Origin of the sequence: Nocardioides sp. NPDC057772 (assembly GCF_042798075.1) — a bacterium.
Classification (GTDB): domain Bacteria; phylum Actinomycetota; class Actinomycetes; order Propionibacteriales; family Nocardioidaceae; genus Nocardioides.
Map to the genome: position 1 here is coordinate 1 of NZ_JBHVKN010000082.1, position 20,204 is coordinate 20,204.

At 69.7% G+C, this 20,204-nt stretch carries 17 protein-coding genes; 8 read left to right on the forward strand and 9 right to left on the reverse strand.

Annotation, left to right across the window (positions count from 1 at the left end; genetic code table 11):
- Nucleotides 1–95: 95 nt before the first annotated feature.
- The 6 genes from ACFVJS_RS15060 to fgd form a co-directional block, all read right to left on the reverse strand.
- Nucleotides 96–716, reverse strand: coding sequence for a TetR/AcrR family transcriptional regulator (locus ACFVJS_RS15060; RefSeq protein WP_378881482.1), 621 nt, complete (start codon nucleotides 714–716; stop codon nucleotides 96–98).
- Between the two features lie 29 nt (nucleotides 717–745).
- Nucleotides 746–1,624 carry a glycerophosphodiester phosphodiesterase family protein gene (locus ACFVJS_RS15065; RefSeq protein ID WP_378881485.1) on the reverse strand — a complete coding sequence of 293 codons (879 nt, stop codon included), beginning with the start codon at nucleotides 1,622–1,624 and terminating at the stop codon, nucleotides 746–748.
- A gap of 88 nt (nucleotides 1,625–1,712) precedes the next feature.
- On the reverse strand, nucleotides 1,713–2,438 hold the full coding sequence (locus tag ACFVJS_RS15070; protein ID WP_378881487.1) for an acyltransferase: 726 nt from the start codon (nucleotides 2,436–2,438) through the stop codon (nucleotides 1,713–1,715).
- Between the two features lie 20 nt (nucleotides 2,439–2,458).
- Complete coding sequence (locus tag ACFVJS_RS15075) at nucleotides 2,459–3,241, reverse strand: SDR family NAD(P)-dependent oxidoreductase (RefSeq protein ID WP_378881490.1); 783 nt, start codon at nucleotides 3,239–3,241, stop codon at nucleotides 2,459–2,461.
- A gap of 108 nt (nucleotides 3,242–3,349) precedes the next feature.
- A complete protein-coding gene (locus ACFVJS_RS15080) occupies nucleotides 3,350–4,324 on the reverse strand; it encodes an RNA polymerase subunit sigma-70 (RefSeq protein ID WP_378881495.1) in 975 nt (324 codons plus the stop codon).
- A 179-nt stretch (nucleotides 4,325–4,503) separates the two neighbouring features.
- The gene (fgd, locus tag ACFVJS_RS15085) at nucleotides 4,504–5,508 is read right to left on the reverse strand and encodes a glucose-6-phosphate dehydrogenase (coenzyme-F420) (protein ID WP_378881497.1); all 1,005 of its coding nucleotides are present in this window, start codon (nucleotides 5,506–5,508) and stop codon (nucleotides 4,504–4,506) included.
- A gap of 58 nt (nucleotides 5,509–5,566) precedes the next feature.
- On the opposite strand from fgd, the gene ACFVJS_RS15090 reads away from it, so the two are divergent.
- The 6 genes from ACFVJS_RS15090 (at nucleotide 5,567) to ACFVJS_RS15115 (ending at nucleotide 16,021) form a co-directional block, all read left to right on the forward strand.
- Nucleotides 5,567–6,607: an LLM class F420-dependent oxidoreductase gene (locus tag ACFVJS_RS15090; protein WP_378881500.1), complete on the forward strand. Its 1,041-nt coding sequence runs from the start codon at nucleotides 5,567–5,569 to the stop codon at nucleotides 6,605–6,607.
- A gap of 92 nt (nucleotides 6,608–6,699) precedes the next feature.
- On the forward strand, nucleotides 6,700–8,949 hold the full coding sequence (locus ACFVJS_RS15095) for an MMPL family transporter (RefSeq protein ID WP_378881503.1): 2,250 nt from the start codon (nucleotides 6,700–6,702) through the stop codon (nucleotides 8,947–8,949).
- Between the two features lie 329 nt (nucleotides 8,950–9,278).
- On the forward strand, nucleotides 9,279–10,460 hold the full coding sequence (locus ACFVJS_RS15100; protein ID WP_378881506.1) for a hypothetical protein: 1,182 nt from the start codon (nucleotides 9,279–9,281) through the stop codon (nucleotides 10,458–10,460).
- A gap of 111 nt (nucleotides 10,461–10,571) precedes the next feature.
- Entirely contained in the window at nucleotides 10,572–12,842 is a 2,271-nt protein-coding gene (locus ACFVJS_RS15105; protein WP_378881509.1) for a serine/threonine protein kinase, read from the forward strand.
- A gap of 36 nt (nucleotides 12,843–12,878) precedes the next feature.
- The gene (locus ACFVJS_RS15110; RefSeq protein WP_378881512.1) at nucleotides 12,879–15,428 is read left to right on the forward strand and encodes a bifunctional FO biosynthesis protein CofGH; all 2,550 of its coding nucleotides are present in this window, start codon (nucleotides 12,879–12,881) and stop codon (nucleotides 15,426–15,428) included.
- Nucleotides 15,425–16,021: a hypothetical protein gene (locus tag ACFVJS_RS15115; RefSeq protein ID WP_378881515.1), complete on the forward strand. Its 597-nt coding sequence runs from the start codon at nucleotides 15,425–15,427 to the stop codon at nucleotides 16,019–16,021. The genes ACFVJS_RS15110 and ACFVJS_RS15115 overlap by 4 nt, the downstream gene beginning before the upstream one ends.
- Before the next feature lie 6 nt (nucleotides 16,022–16,027).
- Here ACFVJS_RS15115 and ACFVJS_RS15120 read toward each other — a convergent pair whose 3' ends face one another.
- Together ACFVJS_RS15120 and ACFVJS_RS15125 are read right to left on the reverse strand one after the other, a co-directional pair.
- Nucleotides 16,028–16,429 (reverse strand): HEPN domain-containing protein, encoded by a 402-nt coding sequence (locus ACFVJS_RS15120; protein ID WP_378881518.1) that lies wholly within the window; start codon nucleotides 16,427–16,429, stop codon nucleotides 16,028–16,030.
- Nucleotides 16,429–17,010 (reverse strand): nucleotidyltransferase domain-containing protein, encoded by a 582-nt coding sequence (locus ACFVJS_RS15125; RefSeq protein WP_378881525.1) that lies wholly within the window; start codon nucleotides 17,008–17,010, stop codon nucleotides 16,429–16,431. Before ACFVJS_RS15125 ends, ACFVJS_RS15120 begins: the two co-directional genes overlap by 1 nt.
- A gap of 153 nt (nucleotides 17,011–17,163) precedes the next feature.
- Between ACFVJS_RS15125 and ACFVJS_RS15130 the strand changes: the two genes are divergently transcribed.
- Together ACFVJS_RS15130 and ACFVJS_RS15135 are read left to right on the forward strand one after the other, a co-directional pair.
- Complete coding sequence (locus ACFVJS_RS15130) at nucleotides 17,164–18,378, forward strand: hypothetical protein (protein ID WP_378881528.1); 1,215 nt, start codon at nucleotides 17,164–17,166, stop codon at nucleotides 18,376–18,378.
- Between the two features lie 34 nt (nucleotides 18,379–18,412).
- Nucleotides 18,413–19,387 carry a formylglycine-generating enzyme family protein gene (locus ACFVJS_RS15135; RefSeq protein WP_378881531.1) on the forward strand — a complete coding sequence of 325 codons (975 nt, stop codon included), beginning with the start codon at nucleotides 18,413–18,415 and terminating at the stop codon, nucleotides 19,385–19,387.
- Here the strand turns inward: ACFVJS_RS15135 and ACFVJS_RS15140 are convergent.
- Nucleotides 19,372–20,204: sulfatase (locus ACFVJS_RS15140; protein WP_378881534.1), on the reverse strand; the 833-nt coding region annotated here is incomplete at its 5' end. The two genes, ACFVJS_RS15135 and ACFVJS_RS15140, sit on opposite strands and share 16 nt — an antisense overlap.

Genomic DNA, 20,204 nt, shown 5'->3' on the forward strand with positions numbered 1-20,204 from the left:
CCTTGACTCCGGGGTTCGTCGAGAACACCCTCCGTAACGGGTCGGCGGCCACCAGCCCAGGAGCGTGACCACCCCGCGGGCAAACGTGCCAAAAGTCAGGAAACGCTCGAGATCTCCCCAGACCACCGCCCGATGAGATCAGCCTCGTGCGGCGGCGGCCCAGGAAGCCTCCGGCTCGCGGCCTCCGCCCGCAGACCGTCGCAGACGAGAGACAGGTAGCGACGGCGCAGGGAGGCGCTGCGTACGTCATCTCCTACGTCGATCCGGCCGATCTGCTCCAGGATGACGACGATGTCGGCGCGGGTGACGTCGGGGCGGAGGATGCCGCTGCCACGGGCACCGCGTAGGAGCCTGTTGGTGGTGTCGACGGCTAGTTTGTCCAGGTCACGCAGGCCCTGGTCGAGGTCGATCTCGCCGCGCAGGGCGAGGGTGAGGCGCGGGAGGCCGTCATCGAGCACCTGCCGCAGAAAACCCGTGAACGCGTGCCAGGGGTCGTCGGTGTCGCTCAGTGCCGCCTCGGCGAAGGCGATGTAGCGGCGGTAGTTGTCGGCGGCGACTGCCCGCAGCAGGGCCTGCTTGTTGGCGTAGCGACGGTAGAGACCGGCCACGCCCATCCCCGCCTCCTCGGCGACCGCGGCCATCGTCGCGCGGGGGTCCCGCAGCAGCACCTCGCGAGCAGCGATCAGGACCGCGCGGTCCGCGTTGAGGGGCGGCATGCCCCACACCCTACGGGGATGCGCCAGCCTCAGGCGGTCTGCGACGCTGTGATGTCGGCCAAAGCGGCGATCGGCCGGTTCGGGTAGTCGGCGAACACTCCGTCGACCCCCGCCTCGAACAGGCGATTCGCCTGGTCGCGGCCTGCTTTCAGGGTCCAGACGAAGACCTTCAGACCGTGCCGGTGGGCCTCGTCGGCCAGGCCGGTCGGCGGCTGGCCCTTCTTGCGGACCATCGACTTCTTGGGGCCGATGGCCTGGGCGTACGTCGCGATCTCCGCGCAGTCGACGGCACCCCACTTCTTGTCGACCAGCTGCACCAGCGGGAGGTCGGTGCGGGTGCTCATCTCGCGCACCCACGCCTCGTCGAAGCTCTGCAGCCACAGCCGCTGCGTCGGCAGGCCGGGGAGGGTGTTCCAGGTGTCGACGCCATGGTCGGAGAGGGTCTGCAGCAGGGTCTCGGTGACGGGCAGGCCGATGGAGGCGAAGTACGTCGGGTGCTTGACCTCCACGTGCAACCCGACCCGCCGTCCGCGGCGGTGCGACTCGTCGGCGACGAGCAGCAGCAGCGTGTCGAGGGTGATGATCGGCTGGCTGGTCGTCGGCGCGCCGAGGGTGAGCAGCTCGGAGAAGGTGAAGTCCTCGGTGAACCAGCCGGTCCACTTCTTGCCGCTGATGACCTTGGTCGTACGCCGCTCCGCGAACTCCGGGCGCGAGGCCACGTCCGTGGTGCGGGTGAGCTCGTTCTCGTGACGTAGCACCATCACTCCGTCGCGGGTCATCACCACGTCGGTCTCGAGCGCGTCGACTCCTTGGCGCAGCGCCAGACGGTAGGACTCCAAGGAGTGCTCCGGCAGGTAGCCGGGCGCTCCGCGATGGCCGATCACGAGGGGGCGGGAGGCCGATGCCATGGCGTCAAGCGTGCGGTCCGGCAGCGACGCCGCGGCGGGCGCAATGTGAATGGGACGTTACGAGCGGCGGGCCGTTCGGTTCAGACCCTCAGGGCGTGTCCTCGCCGGACCAGACGACGTTCTCCCGGATCAGCCGGGCGGGGACGCCGGCCACGGCCGTACGCGGCTCCACCTTCTGGTTGCGGACCATGCTCCGCATGCCGACGACGGCTCCGTCGCCGATCTCGACGTGACCGGTGACGATCACGTCGCGGCCGAGCCAGACGTGCTCACCGAGGCGGATGTGGGCACCGAACGGATTGATCCGCTGCCCCGTCTCGCCATCCTCGAGCCGGTGCATGTCATCGGTGGCGACGTAGACGTTCGCGGCCCAGAGCTGGTCGGGAGCGGTGACGATCGAACCGCCGTTGCGGGCGTCGATCTGCGCACGCGAGGTGGCCACGAGGCCGCCGGAGAGGATCACCGACGAGTCACCGCCGCAGTAGATCTCCCCCCAGACCATGCTGGTGTCGGGTCCGATGAAGATCGTCGGCCGATCGCCTCCGACCAGGAGCGCCTGCATCGAGGTGATGTCGGTCGCGACCACGATCAGCGCGTCCGAGAACGGGTAGAACCCGAGCAGCTCGATCAACCGCTCGTCGAGCCGGAAGCCGTCGCGCAGGTAGAGGGCGTTGCCGCCCTCGTGCCACCACTCCGGCAGCGGACCGGTGATCTCGCGCAGCTCCAGGCCGACGAGCACCTCCGGCTCGAGCCCGGCGGCGATGAGCCGCTCCCGATGTAGGTCGGTGAGCGGCTCACCCCTGGTCCAAGACATGCCGGGAACCATAACCCGGCTCAGCTCGGGTACATCCCGCTGGTCACGTTGAGCCAGGTGCCGGTGATCGCGCCGGCACCGTCCGAGGCGAGGAAGGTCGCGGTGTCGGCGACCTCCTTCAGCCGCGGCGACCGCTTGGTCATCCGCATGCCGTCGAGGTTCGCCCGGATCCCGTCGAGCGCCTCCTCTGGGAGCGGCGTCCCGATGACGCGCTCGAACTTCTCCGGGGTGAAGGTCTCGGTGATCCCGGCGGTCCAGATCCCCACGACGCGTACGCCGGAGGGTCCGACCTCCGCGGCCAGGTCCCGCACCAGCGCGTCGAGCGCGCCGTCGGCAGCGCTGGTGCCACCCATGCCCGGCGCCGAGCCGCGCGCGGAGCCGGAGTCGAGGGCGAGCACGACCCCCCGCCCCTGCGACACCATCTGCCGGGCCGCCGCGCGGGCGGTGTGGAAGGAGCCGGTGATGCCGCGTACGACCGGCTGGGAGTAGTCGGCGGCGGAGATCTCCAGCAGCGCCTGGCCCTGGATGTCGCCGCGGTCGGCGACGTTGAACGAGATGTCGAGCGAGCCGGTCTCGGCGACCACCCGCTCCACGAAGGCGACCACGGCCTCCTCGTCGAGGATGTCGACCACCCCGTAGCCGGCGGCGCCGACCTCCTCGGCCTTGGCGGCGAGGGTCGCCTCGGTGCGGCCGGCGAGGTAGACCTTGGCGCCCGCCTCGGCAAAGGCGTTCGCGGTGGTCGAGCCGATGTCACCCGCGCCGCCCCAGACGATGGCGGTGCGGTCCTGAAGCTGTGCGTTCACGATGTCTCCTGAGCTGTCGGCACGCACCCGGTGTGCGTGATCTGCCCGTTAGGACGTACGCCGCCTCATCCACTCATCGGGTGCGCCCGAACTTTTTCAGACCAGTGCTCAGGTCAGCGCCTGCGGGAGCCCGAAGGCCGGGAAGAGATGCGGCTCGAAGGTGGTGATCTGGGCGACCCTGCCGTCGACGACCCGGAGCACGTCGAGCACCTGGGGTCGGTAGATCGTGGTGCCCGGGCGGCGTACGTAGCCCGCGACCGCCGGCATCCGGTTGGCGCTCGCCGGGACGAAGCGCCATTCGCCGAGGTAGGTCGGCGAGGACGGGTCGAGGTTGGGCAGCACGAAGTCCATCAGCGCCTGGCGGGTGGAGAACCAGAACGGGTTCGGCGGCATCGTCAGCACGGCATCGCTGGTCAGCAGATCGGCGATCCCCTCGCGCCAGTTGCTCTCCCCCGCGGCGATGTAGGCGTCGATGACCTTCCGCTCCTCCTCGGTCGGCCCCGCGGTGCGCCAGGTCGACCGGTCCTCGGGCAGATGGCGGCGCAGGGCCGGCTTGGCCCGCTGGAGCAGCGAGTTGACCGTGGCGACACTGACCGAGAGCGCGGCCGCGGTGTCGGCCGCCGACCAGCCGAGCACCTCGCGGAAGACGAAGACCGCTCGCTGCTGCGGGGTCAGGTGCTGGATCGCGGTCAGGAAGACCAGCTCGATCGTCTCCCGCGCGACCGCCTCGTCCTCCGGACGCTCGGGCTCGAGCAGGGAGTCCGGGAACGGCTGGAGCCACTCCAGCAGCTCCGGCGGCTCACCGTTGCCGTGGTCGAACCCCGGCAACGGGGCGTACGTCCTCGGGCGTCGCTCGTTGCGACGCAGGAAGTCGAGGCAGGTGTTGGTCGCGATCCGGTAGAGCCACGCCCGCATCGCCTCGGGATCGGTCAGCTGGTCGCGCCGCTCCCACGCCTTGACCAGCGTCTCCTGCACCAGGTCCTCGGCCTCGTCGAAGCTCGCCACCATCCGGTAGCAGTGCACTCTCAGCTCCCGCCGGTGCTTCTCGGCGGCGTCCACGAACGGGTCGACCATCACGCTCATGGCCGGTGAGCGTAGAGCCTCTCACCCAGCCCCGAAACGGAATTCGCAACCGATCTCAAACAAGTGCAACACAACACATCCGCATGGCGTACCACGTATGTGGGGCGGTCCTCCCAGGGCCCCGGCCTCTGATTCCCGGGCCGGGGCCCTGGTCTTGCCCAGGGCTCAGGCTCAGAGGCTCAGACGAGAGCCCGGAGCTTGGGGAGGATCTCCTCACCATAGAGCTTGAGGAACTTCGCCTGGTCCGGGCCCGGAGCATGGAAGACCAGGTGGGTGAAGCCCATGTCGAGGTATTCCTTGATCCGGGCGACGTGCTCGTCGGGGTCGGTCGAGACGATGAATCGCTTCGCGGTCGCCTCGGTCGGGAGCGCGTCGGCGAGACGCTGCATCTCGACCGGGTCCTCGACGGAGTGCTTCTGCTCGGGGCTGAGGCCGAGGGCGCCCCAGAAGCGGGTCGCCTCCATCGCCTGCTCCAGGTCGTGGTCGAAGGAGACCTTGACCTCGATCATCATGTCCACGTCCTCCGGCTTGCGGCCGGAGAGCTCGATCCCGGTGCGTACGGCCGGGAGCAGCGTGTCGGTGTAGAGCTCGGTCCCCTTGCCGGAGGTGGTGATGTAGCCGTCACCGGCACGGCCGGCGTACTTGGTCGCGGCCGGCCCCGAACCCGCCAGGTAGATCGGCACCGGCGAGGAGGGCTTGTCGTAGATGGTCGCCCGGTCGAGCTGGTAGTAGTCGCCCTCGAAGGTGACCCGGTCCTCGGACCAGAGCTTCTTGATCACCCGCACGGCCTCGCGGAACCGGGCGAAGCGCACCTTGCCCTCGGGCCACTCGACACCCAGAGGCGCCTCGTTCATCGCCTCGCCGGTGCCCATGCCGAGCACGACGCGGTCGGGGAAGAGCGACCCCAGGGTCGCGAAGGACTGCGCCACGATCGCCGGGTGGTAGCGGAACGTCGGGGTGAGCACCGAGGTGCCCATCACGATCCGCTCCGTGCGCGCGCCGAGCGCGCCCAGCCAGGTCATCGCGAACGGCGCGTGGCCGCCGTCGTGTCGCCAGGGCTGGAGATGGTCGGAGATGAAGACCGAGTCGAAACCCTGCTCCTCCGCCATCACGCCGTAGTTCAGCAGCTCCGTGGGTGCGAACTGCTCGTTGGACGCCTTGTATCCGAACCTGATCTCCGTCACGTGGCCAACCTACCGGCCAGGGTGGTCTCGACAAGCCCGACCACCGTACGCTCCTGGCATGAAGCTTGCGATGCCCTTGACCTATTTCGGCAACCCCCGCGAGACCGCAGACCAGGTCGTCGACCTGGAGAAGGCCGGGCTCGACCAGCTCTGGGTCGCCGAGCCGTACGGCTTCGACGCCGTCTCGCTGCTCGGCTACCTGGCCGCGAAGACCGAGAGGGTCGAGCTCGGCGCGGGCATCCTCAACATCTACAGCCGTACGCCGGGAGCACTGCTCCAGACCGCGGCCGGCCTCGACAACGTCTCCGGCGGGCGCGCGATCCTGGGCCTCGGCGCGAGCGGGCCTCAGGTCATCGAGGGCTTCCACGGGGTGGCGTACGACAAGCCGTTGGCCCGCACCCGCGAGATCATCGGGCTCCTGCGCGCCGGGCTGCGGGGTGAGCGGCTGCAGAGCGACGGGCTCTACAAGATCCCGCTGCCGGCCGACCAGGGCACCGGGCTCGGCAAGCCGCTCAAGCTGCTCAACCGGCCCGAGCGTGCCGACACCCCGATCTGGGTGGCCGCGCTGGGCGACAACAACGTCGCGATGACCGCCGAGGTCGCCGACGGCTGGCTGCCGTTCCAGTTCCTGCCCGACAAGGCCCGTGACGTCTGGGGCGAGGCGATCGACAAGGGCCTGGCCAAGCGCTCGCCCGACCTGAAGCCGCTGGAGATCTCCGCCGGCGGCCTGCTCGCGATCACCGACGACCCCGACGAGGCCAAGCGCCACCGCGACACGATGCGCGGCCTGCTCGCGTTGTACGTCGGCGGCATGGGCGCCCGCGGCAAGAACTTCTACAACGACATGGCGGTCAAGTACGGCTTCGGTGACGCGGCCAAGAAGATCCAGGACCTCTACCTCGACGGCCACAAGCGCGACGCCGAGGCCGAGGTGCCCGAGGCCTGGCTCGAGGCCGGCAACCTGGTCGGACCGGAGTCGTTCGTCAAGGAGCGGATCGCGGCCTTCAAGGAGGCCGGTGTGACCAGCCTCCAGGTCACCCCCGCCGCCGGCACCGACGGCCTCGCGTCGATCGCCCAGGTCAAGGAGTGGCTGGTCTGACTTCCCGGCCGGCTGTGAACTCGCTTACACCCACAACCGGCCCTGCCGTCCCCCTGTGACCGTGCCCCCACGGGCATTGGTTGCATGGACGCATGTCTGAGCGGATCGTCAGCGCCATCACCGGGCCGGTCACGAAGTGGGTCGTGCTCGCCTTCTGGCTGGTGATGCTCGTCCTGATGGGACCGCTGACCGGCAAGCTCGGCGACGTCGAGTCCCACGACAACTCCGACTGGCTCCCGGCCAACGCGGAGTCGACCCAGGCGATCGACGAGCTCGCCAAGGTCCAGGACCCCGACGACCTGACCACGACGATCGTCTACCACCGCGAGGGTGGCCTGACGAAGGCCGACTACACCGCGATCGTGCTGCAGATCCCGGAGATCGCATCGCTCGACGGGGTGGTCACGCAAGAGACCAAGCCCGACCAGCCCGTCATGCCCGCGATCGCCTACCCGACCGGGGAGAAGAAGGGCCAGAAGCACGGCCTGGTCTCCGCCGACGGCGAGGTCGCCACGGTCTCGCTCGTGGTCAACTACGCCGACGAGGACCCGACCGCGCTGCTCGACCTGCGCGACGACCTGGTCGATCTGACCGAGATCGAAGGAGTCGACGTCTACATCGGCGGCGCCGGAGGCTCCACCGCCGACCAGATGGAGGCGGGTGCCGGGATCGGCGGCGCGCTGCTCTACGCGGCCGCCGGCGTGGTCATCGTGATTCTGCTGATCACCTACCGCAGCCCGGTGCTGTGGGTCCTCCCGCTCGTCTCGGTGCTGGTCGCTCTGGTCGTGTCGATGGGTGTCGTCTATCTCTGCGCGATGTACGCCGGGCTGACCCTCAACCAGATGAACCGGGCCATCCTCGACGTGCTCGTCTTCGGCGCCGGCACCGACTACGCGCTGCTGCTCATCGCCAGATATCGCGAGGAGCTCGGCCGGCACGCGGACCGGCACCGCGCGATGGCCGCGGCACTGCGCGGCTCGGCGCCCGCCATCATCGCCTCCGCGGGCACCGTCACCGTCGGCATGCTCGGTCTGATGGTCGCCACCATGGGATCGACCGCCAGCCTCGGCCCGGTCTGCGCGATCGGGATCGTCGCCGGACTGATCGTGATGCTGACCCTGCTCCCGGCACTGCTGGTGATCACGGGTCGCTGGGTGTTCTGGCCGGTCAGACCGGCGTACGGGACGACGGGCGAGAAGCACGGCGGCATCTGGACCCGGCTCGGTGGCTGGATCCGGAAGCGGCCACGGGCAGTCTGGATCGGCACCGCTGCCGTGCTCCTGGCCTGCTGCGGCGGGCTCTCGATGCTCAACATCACCACGCTGGACAGCTCCGAGACCTACACCAAGGACTTCCCCTCGCTGATCGGCGACCGGGTGCTGGAGGAGCACGACCTCGGCGACCCGTCCAACCCGATCCAGGTGGTCTCGGCACCGGGCACCGAGGAGGACGTCGTCGAGGCGCTGACGAAGGCCGGCTACGAGGGCGCCACCCCGGTCACCGACGGCACCCACGAGGTGGCGCTGACCGCGGTGCCGCTGTCGACCGACCCGATGTCGAAGGCGTCGTTCGACACCGTCGAGAACGTACGCAGCGTCGTCCACACCGTCGAGGGTGCCGACGCGCTGGCCACCGGCACCGCCGCGATCCAGCTCGACATGGCGGCGGCGACCGACCGGGACACCAAGGTGGTGATGCCGCTGGTGCTGGGCCTGGTGCTGATCATCCTGATGATCCTGCTCCGCTCGGTGCTCTCTCCCCTGCTGCTGATGGCCACGGTCGTGCTCAGCTTCGGCGCCGCACTCGGTCTCTCCGCGATCGTCTTCGACGCGATGGGCTTTGCCGGTCAGGGCCGCGAGTTCCCGCTGTTCGTCTTCGTGTTCCTGGTCGCGCTGGGCATCGACTACAACATCTTCCTGATGCACCGGGTGCGCGAAGAGGTCGTTGCTCACGGTGACACCCGGCGTGCCTCCCTGGTTGCGCTCTCGGCGACCGGCGGGGTCATCACCAGCGCCGGCATCGTCCTTGCCGCAACGTTCGCGGTGCTCACCACGCTGCCGCACGTGAGCTTCATCGAGATCGGGCTGGCGATCGCCCTCGGCGTGCTCCTCGACACCCTGGTCGTCCGCTCGATCCTGGTCACCGCCATCAACCTCGACCTCGGCGACGTCATCTGGTGGCCGAGCAGGCTCGCCCGCGGGCGAACGAATCTTCGTTCACCGGCAGACCCGCGGGCGGGCGCGGGTGGTCCGAGACCGGCACGACCCACGCCGATGCGTCAGCAGTTCCGTCAACCGCCGCCGATGCGCGACCCTCGGCCCCGAGATCCGCGCCGGTACTGACCGCTCGGCTGCGAATTCTGCGAAGTGTCTTTACGATGTGGCCTACGACTCGGGTCGCTCGGCCCGGTCGCTCCACTTCACTGACATGCGGGGCGTGCGACATGGGGCCAGAAGACCAGGACAAGACGAGACCCGGTACGCCGCGTCCCACCCCTCCTCCGACGCCTGAGCCGGCGAACCCGGTCGACCCGGACGCGACCCGGATCTCCCCGGCGCGGCCCACCCCGCCTCCTCCGCCCCCGCCGCCGTCGGCACCCCCGACGGCTCCTCCCCCGTCCTCGCCTCCACCTGCCCAGCCGCCGACGGCACCGCCCCCGCCGCCACCCACGATGGCGATGCCCGCGGTGCCGGCCGGTGGCTACGGTCCGCCTCCGGCGCAGCCGCCGGTTGCGTACGGCTCGGCGTACGGGCTGCCGCCGCACCACCAGCCGAAGAAGAGCAACAAGGGACTGCTGATCGGCCTGGGTGCGGCCGGTGCGGTGGTGCTCGTCGCGCTGCTCGGCACCGGCGCATGGGCGTTCTTCACCGGCCGTCTCGGTTTCGGCCCGCTGAGCGCCGAGGACAAGAAGGCGGTCACCGCGATCGCCGCCGACGCACCGAAGCCGGCCTGGGCCTCCGACAGCGACGCGAAGTGCGCCGCCGAGCAGCTGGTCAAGGACGAGCGCAGCGACGCGCTGAGCAAGGCCGGACTGATCGAGATCACCGGCGAGACGGTCACCTACACCGGCGCCTGGCGCGGGCCGCAGGCGACGACGTACGCCGAGGGTCTGCTCTCCTGCTCCGGCGACTGGAGCAAGGCGATCGGCAAGGAGTGGGCGCTGACCGACACCGGCTGCCTCGGTGACGTCGACGAGGCGGCGATGGCCGGCCTGATCACCACCCAGGTGATGGAGGTCGAGGACGCCGGCGTCCAGAAGCAGGCCGACAAGGCCGTCTCCGCCCTGGACGAGTGCTACGCCAGCGACGAGCTCACCGCGCCGACCGCGACGGCGACGCCTGCCGTGCTCGGCGTCGACTTCTCCGTCAAGGGCCCGGCCGTCGAGGGCAGCGAGGTGGTCCTGCGGGCGAAGTCCGCCGACTCCACGGAGTGGACACCGGTCTCCGGCGGGAAGGTCAACATCCCCGTCCGTGAGGGCGGCCAGGAGGGCTGCGCGACCTTCGAGGCGTCGATCAGCTACCCCTGGGGCACCACGAAGACCAGCGAGACCGAGGCCTGCGGCAAGGCGAAGGATCGCCGGCTGTGGTGGACGAAGGACAAGACCTGCGCCCAGCCGAAGTACGCGCCGTGCAGCTCCTGGACGCTGCACTACGAGGGCTACGAGCTCCTCTCCAGCGTCACCATCAAGCTGAAGCTCAACGGCGGCGACTGCCAGTCGGCATCGGGTTCCTGCTCGGACACCGCGTTCGTCACCAAGCCGAGCGGCACCTGGACCAACTGGACCGCGCCCAAGGGCTGGAAGGACCGGTTCACCGCGGAGGTCGACGGGCTCACGGCCGTACTTCCTAACTAACGCCTTAACAATTGGTCTCGCCCGTGGCGTTGGCGCGCGACGATCGTTGACGGGACGCTAGGGTTTCGGCAGAGGTCATTCGGGTAAAAAAATCAGGGCGAGGTTCTAAAGATGGTTGCGTTCCCCCAGGAAGGCGAGCAGTTCGGTCGCTACGTGATCGAGCGGGTCCTGGGTCAAGGTGGCATGGGTGTCGTCTACCAGGCGAAGGACCCGGCGCTGCGACGCAAGGTGGCGCTCAAGCTGGTGCTGCCCTCGCTCACGGTGGACAAGGACTTCATCACCCGCTTCGAGCGTGAGGCCAACATCCTGGCCAAGCTGCGCTCGCGCAACATCGTTCAGATCATCGAATACGGCGAGGTCGAGGGCACCGTCTACCTCGTCACCGAGTACGTCCCCGACGGCGACCTGCACGGCTGGCTGAAGACCAAGGGACCGCTCGAGACCGTCCAGGCGCTGCGCCTGGTCGGCGACGTGAGCGACGCACTCTTCGACGCCCACCGCGCGGGCGTGGTCCACCGCGACGTCAAGCCGTCCAACGTGCTCCTGTGGGAGCGCCAGGAGGGCGAGCTCGTTCCCTACCTGACCGACTTCGGCATCGCGACCGAGGGCGACTCCAACGTCACGCGCGCCGGTTCCGTGGTCGGCTCGCTGCCCTACATGTCGCCCGAGCGTCACATGGGTGAGCAGGCGACCGCGTCGGGCGACATCTACGCCGCCGGCTGTCTGCTGTGGGCCTGCCTGACCGGCAAGGCCCCCTACACCGGCACCGACTTCGAGCTGATGAGCGCCCACATCAACAACCCGGTGCCGCGGCTGCCGGCCGCGACGCCGGGCGCCGACCTGATCAACCCGATCATCCAGCGGGCGCTGGCGAAGAAGCCGGAGAACCGCTTCCAGACGGCGGCCGAGCTCTCCAAGGCGCTCGACAAAGCCGCCGACCGGCTCGAGGAGGCCGGTCTCGGCGGTGGCATCATCGGCGGTGCCGCCGGAGCGGCCGCCGCCGACCTCGGCTCCCGTCCCGGTGCCAGCTACGACACGACCGCGAGCGGCACCGGCGGCGGCACGCCTGTCCCCGAGTCGGAGGCCCAACCGACCATCGTCAAGCGCCCGGGCGAGGGCACGCCGACCCCGGCCCCGCTCGCCAACGAGACCGACTCCACCGTCGTGCACAGCGGCAAGGGCCTGCCGGCTGCAGCGGCGGCCGCGGCTGCCGCGGCAGCGGCCGGACCTGCCACCGGCGGCGGCCAGCCCGAATGGCTCCCGTCGCACCACTCCAACGCCGGCCAGGGAAGCGGCGGCGACAAGAAGAAGCTCTACGCCATGGTGGGCGGCGGCGTCGCCGCGGCCCTGCTCCTCGGGGTCGGCATCTTCACCCAGGGCTTCGGCATCTTCGGCCTCCACGGCGACGACGCCAAGGCGGCCGAGGCGATCGCCAGCGGCGTCCCCAAGCCGGGGTGGGCCAGCGAGGACCAGATGACCTGCGCGGCCGAGAGCCTGGTCGGCAAAGTCCCTGCGGCCGAGCTCCGCTCCCACGGGGTGGTGGACGCGGGCGACGAGTGGACCTACACCGGCGAGTGGCCCGCGGACGACGCGATGAAGTTCACCCAGGGCCTGCTCGACTGCACCGAGTCCTGGGCGACCGAGATCGGCGACAACTGGAAGGTCGGCGACACCCGCTGCATGGAGAAGGAGGTCGACAAGACCTCCATGGCCGGCCTCCTCGCCGTCGGTGACCTCCTCAAGGACGGCGACCTCGGCGCGGCCGGTCCCGCCAAGGAGAAGGCCGTCAAGGCTCTCGACGAGTGCTACGTCAAGGCCGACGCGCTCGGCGCCAAGGTGACCCCCAAGCCCGCCTACATGCAGGTCGACTTCGACGTGCAGGAACCCACCGCTCCCGGCGGTCAGTCGGTGATCGGGATCGCCAAGACGGGCAGCAGCAGCTACGAGGAGCTCAAGGGCTCGACCTACGAGCTCGCGGTCACCGAGGGTGGCGTCGAGGGCTGCATCGCCGTCAAGACCACCGTCACCTTCGCCTGGGGCACCGAGAAGGCCACCGACGCCGAGGCGTGTGGCAAGGCTCAGCCGAAGAAGCTCGAGTGGATCAAGCAGGACAAGTGCACCGACCCGATCTATACGAAGCAGAAGGTCGAGTGCAACACCTGGCGGCTCACCTTCGAGGGCTTCCAGCCCGGCAAGAAGTTCAACGCGAAGCTCACGCTCAACGGCGGCAAGTGCTCGGACGCGAAGGGCGCGCAGTGCGTCTGGCCCGGCACCCCTGACGGTGAGGGCAAGGGAGCCATCGTCGACTGGTCCGGCCCGAAGGACTGGACCGCCAAGTTCGTCGCCAGCGCCCCCGGTGCGAGCGCCCAGATCGACAACTAGTTCGACAACTGGGCGGCGCCTACTAGGCTGCTCGTGATGAGCGAGCAGCCGACACCTCAGCAGATCCGCCGGGCGCTGGCCCGGGCCGAACGCGGCGCAGCCCTCGACGTGGCGGAGGCTTCGGCGCTCCTCGCCGCCCGGGGCGACGACCTCGACCGGCTGACCGCCGCGGCGGCGAAGGTACGCGACGCCGGGCTGGTCGCAGCCGGACGACCGCAGACGGTGACCTACTCCCCGAAGGTCTTCATCCCGGTCACCAAGCTGTGCCGCGACCGTTGCCACTACTGCACCTTCGTGGAGACGCCCGGGCAGGCGGCACGCGAGGGCCGCGAGCCCTACCTGAGCCCCGACGAGATCCTCGAGATCGCCGCCGAGGGCGCGAAGCTGGGCTGCCTGGAGGCGCTGTTCACCCTCGGCGACCGGCCGGAGGACCGGTGGCCCGAGGCACGCGAGTGGCTGGAGTCCCGCGGTTACGAGTCGACCCTCGACTACGTGCGGGCGATGGCGATCCGGGTGCTCGAGGAGACCGGGCTGCTCCCCCACCTCAACCCCGGGGTGATGTCGTGGGAGGAGATGAACCGGCTCAAGCCGGTATCCCCGTCGATGGGGATGATGCTCGAGACCACGTCGCGGCGGCTGTTCGAGACCAAGGGTGAGGCCCACTTCGGGTCGCCCGACAAGGACCCGGCGGTGCGGCTGCGGGTGCTCGAGGACGCCGGACGACTCTCGATCCCGTTCACGTCCGGCCTCCTGGTCGGCATCGGCGAGACGCTCACCGAGCGCGCGGAGACGATCTTCGCGCTGCGGAAGGTGCACAAGGCGTACGCCGGGCTGCAGGAGGTCATCGTGCAGAACTTCCGGGCGAAGCCGTCGACCGCGATGCGCCACGTCGACGACCTGGCTCTGGACGAATACCTGGCGGCGATCGCGGTCACCCGCATCGTCCTCGGCCCGAAGGCGCGCGTCCAGGCGCCGCCCAACCTGGTCGACCTCGACGAGTGTCGGGCTCTGCTCGGCGCCGGGATCGACGACTGGGGCGGCGTCTCGCCGCTCACCCCCGACCACGTCAACCCCGAGCGGCCCTGGCCCTCGCTGGACGCTCTGCGCCAGGTCACCGCCGAGGCCGGCTTCACCCTGCGGCCGCGGCTGACCGTCCACCCCGAGTACGTCAACGGCACCTTGCGCGACGGCCAGGCTTGGATCGACCCGCGGGTCCTGTCCCACGTCGAGGCGCTCGCCGACGAGGACGGGCTGGCCCGCGACGGTGTCCGCCCCGAGGGCCGCCCCTGGCAGGAGCCCGACGGGGGCTTCACCGCCGCCGGCCGGGTCGACCTGCACGCCTCCGTCGACACCACCGGGCGCACCCACGACCGCCGCGACGACTTCGAGACGGTCTACGGCGACTGGGACGCCGTGCGCGAGGCCGCCGCCCACACCTCCAACCCCGAAATCCCCGCCGAGTCGGCCTTGGAGCGGGCGAGCAGCGAGGGACGGGCGGCGCTGGCAGCAGCGGAAGCCGACCCGGGGAACCTCTCCGACGAGCACGCGCTGACCCTGATGACCGCCGAGGGCGACCTGCTGCGCCAGGTCACCAAGCTCGCCGACGACCTGCGCAAACAGGTCAACGGCGACACCGTGACCTACGTCGTCAACCGCAACATCAACTTCACCAACGTCTGCTACGTCGGCTGCCGGTTCTGCGCCTTCGCCCAGCGCCGCACGGACGCGGATGCGTACTCCCTCGATCTGGATCAGGTCGCCGACCGCGCCGAGGAGGCGTGGAACCTCGGCGCCACCGAGGTGTGCATGCAGGGCGGGATCGACCCCGAGCTCCCCTCCACCGCCTACTTCGACCTCGTCCAGGCGGTCAAGCAGCGGGTTCCGGAGATGCACGTGCACGCGTTCAGCCCGATGGAGATCGTCAACGGCACGGCCCGCACCGGGCTCTCGATCGAGGACTTCCTGATCAAGGTCCGCGAGGCCGGGCTCGGCAGCCTGCCCGGCACCGCTGCGGAGATCCTCGACGACGAGGTCCGCTGGGTGCTGACCAAGGGCAAGCTGCCCGCCAAGACGTGGATCGAGATCGTCTCCACCGCCCACCGCGTGGGCATCCCGACGACCTCGACGATGATGTACGGCCACGTCGACAACCCACGCCACTGGGTCGGCCACCTCCGCGTCCTCGCCGGCATCCAGGACCAGGCCCGTGAGCACGGGAACGCCGGCTTCACCGAGTTCGTGCCGCTCCCCTTCGTCCATACCAGCGCGCCGATCTACCTCGCCGGCGCGGCCCGCCCCGGCCCGACGATGCGCGACAACCTCGCCGTGCACGCGCTGGCCAGGATCATGCTCCACGGCCGCATCGACAACATCCAGACCAGCTGGGTCAAGCTCGGTGTCGACGGCACCAGGGCGATGCTCCAGGCCGGCGCCAACGACCTCGGCGGCACCCTGATGGAGGAGACCATCTCCCGGATGGCCGGCTCCGAGCACGGATCGGCAAAAACCGTGTCCGAGCTCGAAGACATCGGCGCTGGCATCGATCGCCCGGTCGCCGAACGGACCACGCTGTACGAGAGGCGATGAACCGGTGGCGACTGGAACGACGGCTCGTCGCGCCGTTCTACCTGCAGATGATGGGTTCGAGCGCGATCCGTCTAGACAAGAGGAAGTACCGAAGGCTGGTCCGCGTCGGGCGGAAGACGACCTCCGCGGAGGTCAGGACGTTGCTGCGAGGCGGCTCGCTGACGGTCGATACGTGGTTTGAGACTGCAGCTCAGTCCCCGGATCGGGTCGCCCTGCTGACCCACGTCACCGGCCTTGCTCCAGATCATCTGCCGTGGCGACCAGTCGTGATGGGTGCGTGGCTCAGTCTCGCCTGCGGGCCCGAGGAGATCACCGACGACATCCTCTTCTCGCTTGCCCGTTGCGACGGCGACCTGACAGCGGCTCCCCTGTGCACGGCAGCTGTCCTGATCGCCGGGGACGCGGCAGTTGAGACGCTGAGGTCCAATCGCCTTCGAGCGGACGAGCACGAGGCGGGCGCAGTGATGTTCCTCGACGCTGCACTCGAACACCTCGGAGAGGTTCCAGCGAAACCGCCCGTCGACGGGATGCGGGAACACTTCCAACAGCTGGTCGATTTCGGTGTACGCCTGCGGCACGACCTTGCTCGATAGACCAGGTCAGCGGCCCAGACGAACGATCGATACCGCCAGATCGACGAGAGATCGGGCTCGGCGTACGAGTGTCTCCGCCTTCGTATGACCGATGAGCGCGACTCCGTACTCGACCTCCGCCTTCGCCGACACCAGCTCCCGCAGCGAACGTTCGGCGGAGACGCCGTCCGGACGCTTGGCGAGGACGCGGCCGAGCTCCTTGACGGCAGCGGCGTGGTCTTTGCTCTTCCCGGTCGTCCCGACGAGTGAGGTGACGATGGCGTCCTTTGCGCTGATGCCGGCGTGGATCGAGTCACCGGCCGCGGGGGTATAGCGCTCCAAGTCGAGGTTGTCCTCTGCCGACTCCATGTACTCCTCGGCCTTCCTCAGATAGGCCTTGGCGTGATTCGACTGCTCCGCCCTCACCATTACGCGACCCCACGGCGACGACGCGGCATCCGACCCACGAGTGCAACCCCGTCGCGGGCGATCTCGGCGTTCACCGGCTCTCCGGGATCGGCAAACTCCTCAGGTGTGAGAACCAGGACGTCACAGTCGTTGCCGAGTCGCGCCCGTACGGCGCTCTGGAGGTCGACGCGGCCGTCCCACCCGTCCGGCGCGATGACGGCCAGATCGACATCGCTGTCCGCCGTGGCCTCGCCTCGCGCGACGGACCCGAACAGCACTACCGCATCGACCTCGTCGCCCACGCTCGCGGAGACGACGTCGGTCAACGAGGCGAGTGGATCGACAAGTGCGCGCAGTGGCGGGACGGCGACGTGGTCGTCGTTGACCCCATAGACGTACGCCCGACCGACGGGACGGGACTCGACGACACCGATCTGCTCCCAGGCCTTGAGAGCCTCCTGCACCGACCAGAGACTGAAGGCACCGCGCACCAGGGCATGGACCTGACGTCCGGTCAGCGGATCCCCTGAGCGCAGCAGGACGGCAAGGACCGCTCCCCGGGCTCCGGGGAGCACGCCGCCGAAAGGCTGCCCGATCATCATGGGAACACCATAACGCCGGATGACTGGGATTCCAATCATATGACTGGCACACCAGTCATCAGGGTCACGCATGTCCCGTCGAGGGAGTGGCAGCAGGTGTCCGAAAACGACTACCCTCTACGATCCTCGCTGAACTGTTCTCGAGGGAGTGAGATGTCCGACCCCACCGGCAGCACCGCTCAACAAGGCCCGAAACCGACCGAGCTCGCCAACGCGGCTGCGGAGGAGGCCCGCCGGCGGCGACTCGGGCTGCCCCCGATGCCGCAGCAGCGGCGCGACCGGACCCGGCCCGTACGTCTGGCTCTGCTCTGGCTCATGAGCGTCGGGGGGCTCGTCGCGGTGACCTTTCTCGGGGCGTCGGCGTGGGCCTACTTCACCGGGGAGATCGGTCCGCTGCGCGGCGACGAGAAGGATGTCGCGCGCACCCTCGCCCTCGCCGGCGACATCCCGGCGTGGGCCGACCCCGAGCAGATCAGGTGCGCCGCCGAGAACCTCGTCAAGGACGAGGGAAGTGTCGGTCTCACCGAGGCCGGAGTCGTCGCCAAGTCGGGCAGCGGTTTCAGCTACACCGGCGAGTGGCCCTCCGCGCTGGGCTCGCAGTGGTTCGCCGAGCTGCTCGGCTGCGCCGAGGGTGGCGCCACGAGCTGGAGCAGGCAGGTCGCCGGCGCCTGGACGCTCGAGGACCCGCGATGCCTGCGCGAGGTCGGCCGCCCCGGGATCGCCGGTGTCCTCGCGGTCACCAACCTGCGACTCAACGACGAGGCGCTCGCCGCCAAGAACGTCGCGGCGATCACCGACCTGGACAGCTGCTACGCCCGCACCCCCGAGGCGCCGGTCGGCGCTGCGGCCGCCGGCTACCGCGAGGTCACGCTGAAGGTCACCGCACCGGCAGTCACCTCCGGCATCGCCTCCATCGACGACGGCGCCGCGCAGCCGACGTCCGGTGAGGACCCAGAGCTCACCTACACCCTGCCGGTCGCCAGGGGCGGCACCGAAGCCTGTGTGGAGGCAGTCACCAAGGTGACGTACGCGTGGGGCACGGTCCGCACCGGCGAGCCGGCCACGATCTGCGGCAAGGCGCAGCCGGCCACGATCCAGTGGCGCCCCTACAAGCACGCCTGCCCGAAGAACATGCCCAGGTGCGCCTACATGGCGGCCTATGTCGAGGGCCTGTCGGACAATCAGAGCCTGACCGTCACCTACCGGCCGTCGGGCGACTTCACGTGCCCGCGCAAGAAGGCCAGCTGCAGCGTCGAGATCAAGGCCGACGACACGGGGAAGGCTCGGGCGCCCGGCATCCTGGTCACCGGCAAGAAGGGGAAGGTCATGGCAACCGCGGGCAGTTTGAAGGCGACGTACACCCGCTGAGGTGGGGCCCGGAACAGCTCGTAGGCTGGTGGCCGTGCCCTCCGATCTGACCTTCGGCGCGACCCGCGGCCCCAGCCCCGACCCGGCCCAGCGACCGCCGGCCGTGCCCCGCAAGCGCCGCCGGACCCTCGTCGACCTCCCCGGTGGGACGTACGCCGCCGGGGACTCCTTCGGCGAGGGCTACCCGGCCGACGGCGAAGGCCCGGTGCACACCGTCGACCTGCCTGGCTTCCGGCTCGACGCGACCGCGGTGACCAACGAGGAGTTCGCCCGGTTCGTGAAGGCGACCGGGCATGTCACCACCGCCGAGCGGGAGGGCTTCTCGGCCGTCTTCCACCTCGCCTTCGAGGGCGACCCGCGCGACATCCTCGGCCGGTCCCCCGAGGCACCCTGGTGGCTGGGGGTGCGCGGAGCCTCCTGGCGCAATCCCGAGGGACCTGGTTCCAACGTCGGCCGCCGGGGCAACCATCCGGTCGTGCACGTCTCCCACGACGACGCACTGGCCTACTGCGACTGGGCCGGGACCAGGCTGCCGACCGAGGCCGAGTGGGAGTACGCCGCCCGCGGCGGTCGCGCCGGCTCGCGGTTCCCGTGGGGCGACGACCTGGAGCAGGACGGCACCCACCACGCCAACGTCTGGCAGGGATCCTTCCCGGACACCAACACCGCGGACGACGGGTTCGTCACGACCGCGCCGGTGCGGACGTACGATCCGAACGGGTTCGGCCTGTTCCAGATGATCGGCAACGTCTGGGAGTGGTGCGCGGACTGGTTCTCGCCGACCTACTACAACGACCTCCTCGAAGCCGGGCAGACCAGCGACCCGCGTGGACCCGCCGAGGGCCTGACCCGGGTGATGCGCGGCGGCTCCTACCTCTGCCACGACTCCTACTGCCACCGCTACCGGCTCTCGGCACGCTCCAGCAGCCCGCCCGACTCGACCGCGGGCAACCTGGGGTTCCGCTGCGCAGCCGACGCCGTCGACGCGACCGGTCAGTCGGCCGGGTAGAACTCCTTCGGGCAGGTGTCACCGGCACAGTCGGCGTACTTGTCGTTGAGCGCGCGCAGCTCGGCCAGCTCGTCCTCGTACTCGTAGAGCAGCGCGAGCGAGTGGATCTGGTAAGGGTCCTCGGCGAGGTTGTAGAGCTCCTCGCTGCCGTCGGAGAAGCGGGCGTAGGTCCAGTCGCCGAAGCGGATCCCGGAGTAGATCTGCTTGTGGCCGTCGTTGACCCGCCACGCGGAGAGCGGGATCACTCGGTTCTGGGCGGGCGCGGTGAGCCACGGCATGATGTTGACGCCGTCCTGGATGCGTCCCGGCTCGGCGCCGGCGACGGCCATGACCGTGGTGGCGAGGTCGGGGTTGCCGACGCCGGTGGCCAGCGTGCGCCCGGCCGGGATGCCCGGCCCGCGCAGGATCAGCGGGATCCGCTGTGTCTCGCGGTAGTGCATCAGCTTGCCGTTGATGTTGTGGCCACCGGTCGTGTAGCCGTTGTCGGAGGAGAAGATGATGATGGTGTTGTCGAGCTGACCGGTCTCCTGCAACCGGAGCACGTGGCTGGCGACCGCCCGGTCGAGCGCCTGGACGGCCTCGACCCGCTGCTCGTGCGCGACCCTCAGCTCGGCCCGCCCCTGGGCGTCGAAGAACTTGCGCGAAGCGGAGATCCGCGGCGCATCGGTCGGGGTGCGGAACATGTAGGGCAGGTCGGGCAGCTCCAGCCCGTCGAAGGAGTGCTTGTCCTCGTCGGCCGGCCTGGTCGTGCTGGTGCCCTCCGGGTCGTCCTTCTCGCCGGGACCGCCGTGGTGGGGCGCCACGTAGTTGAGCCACA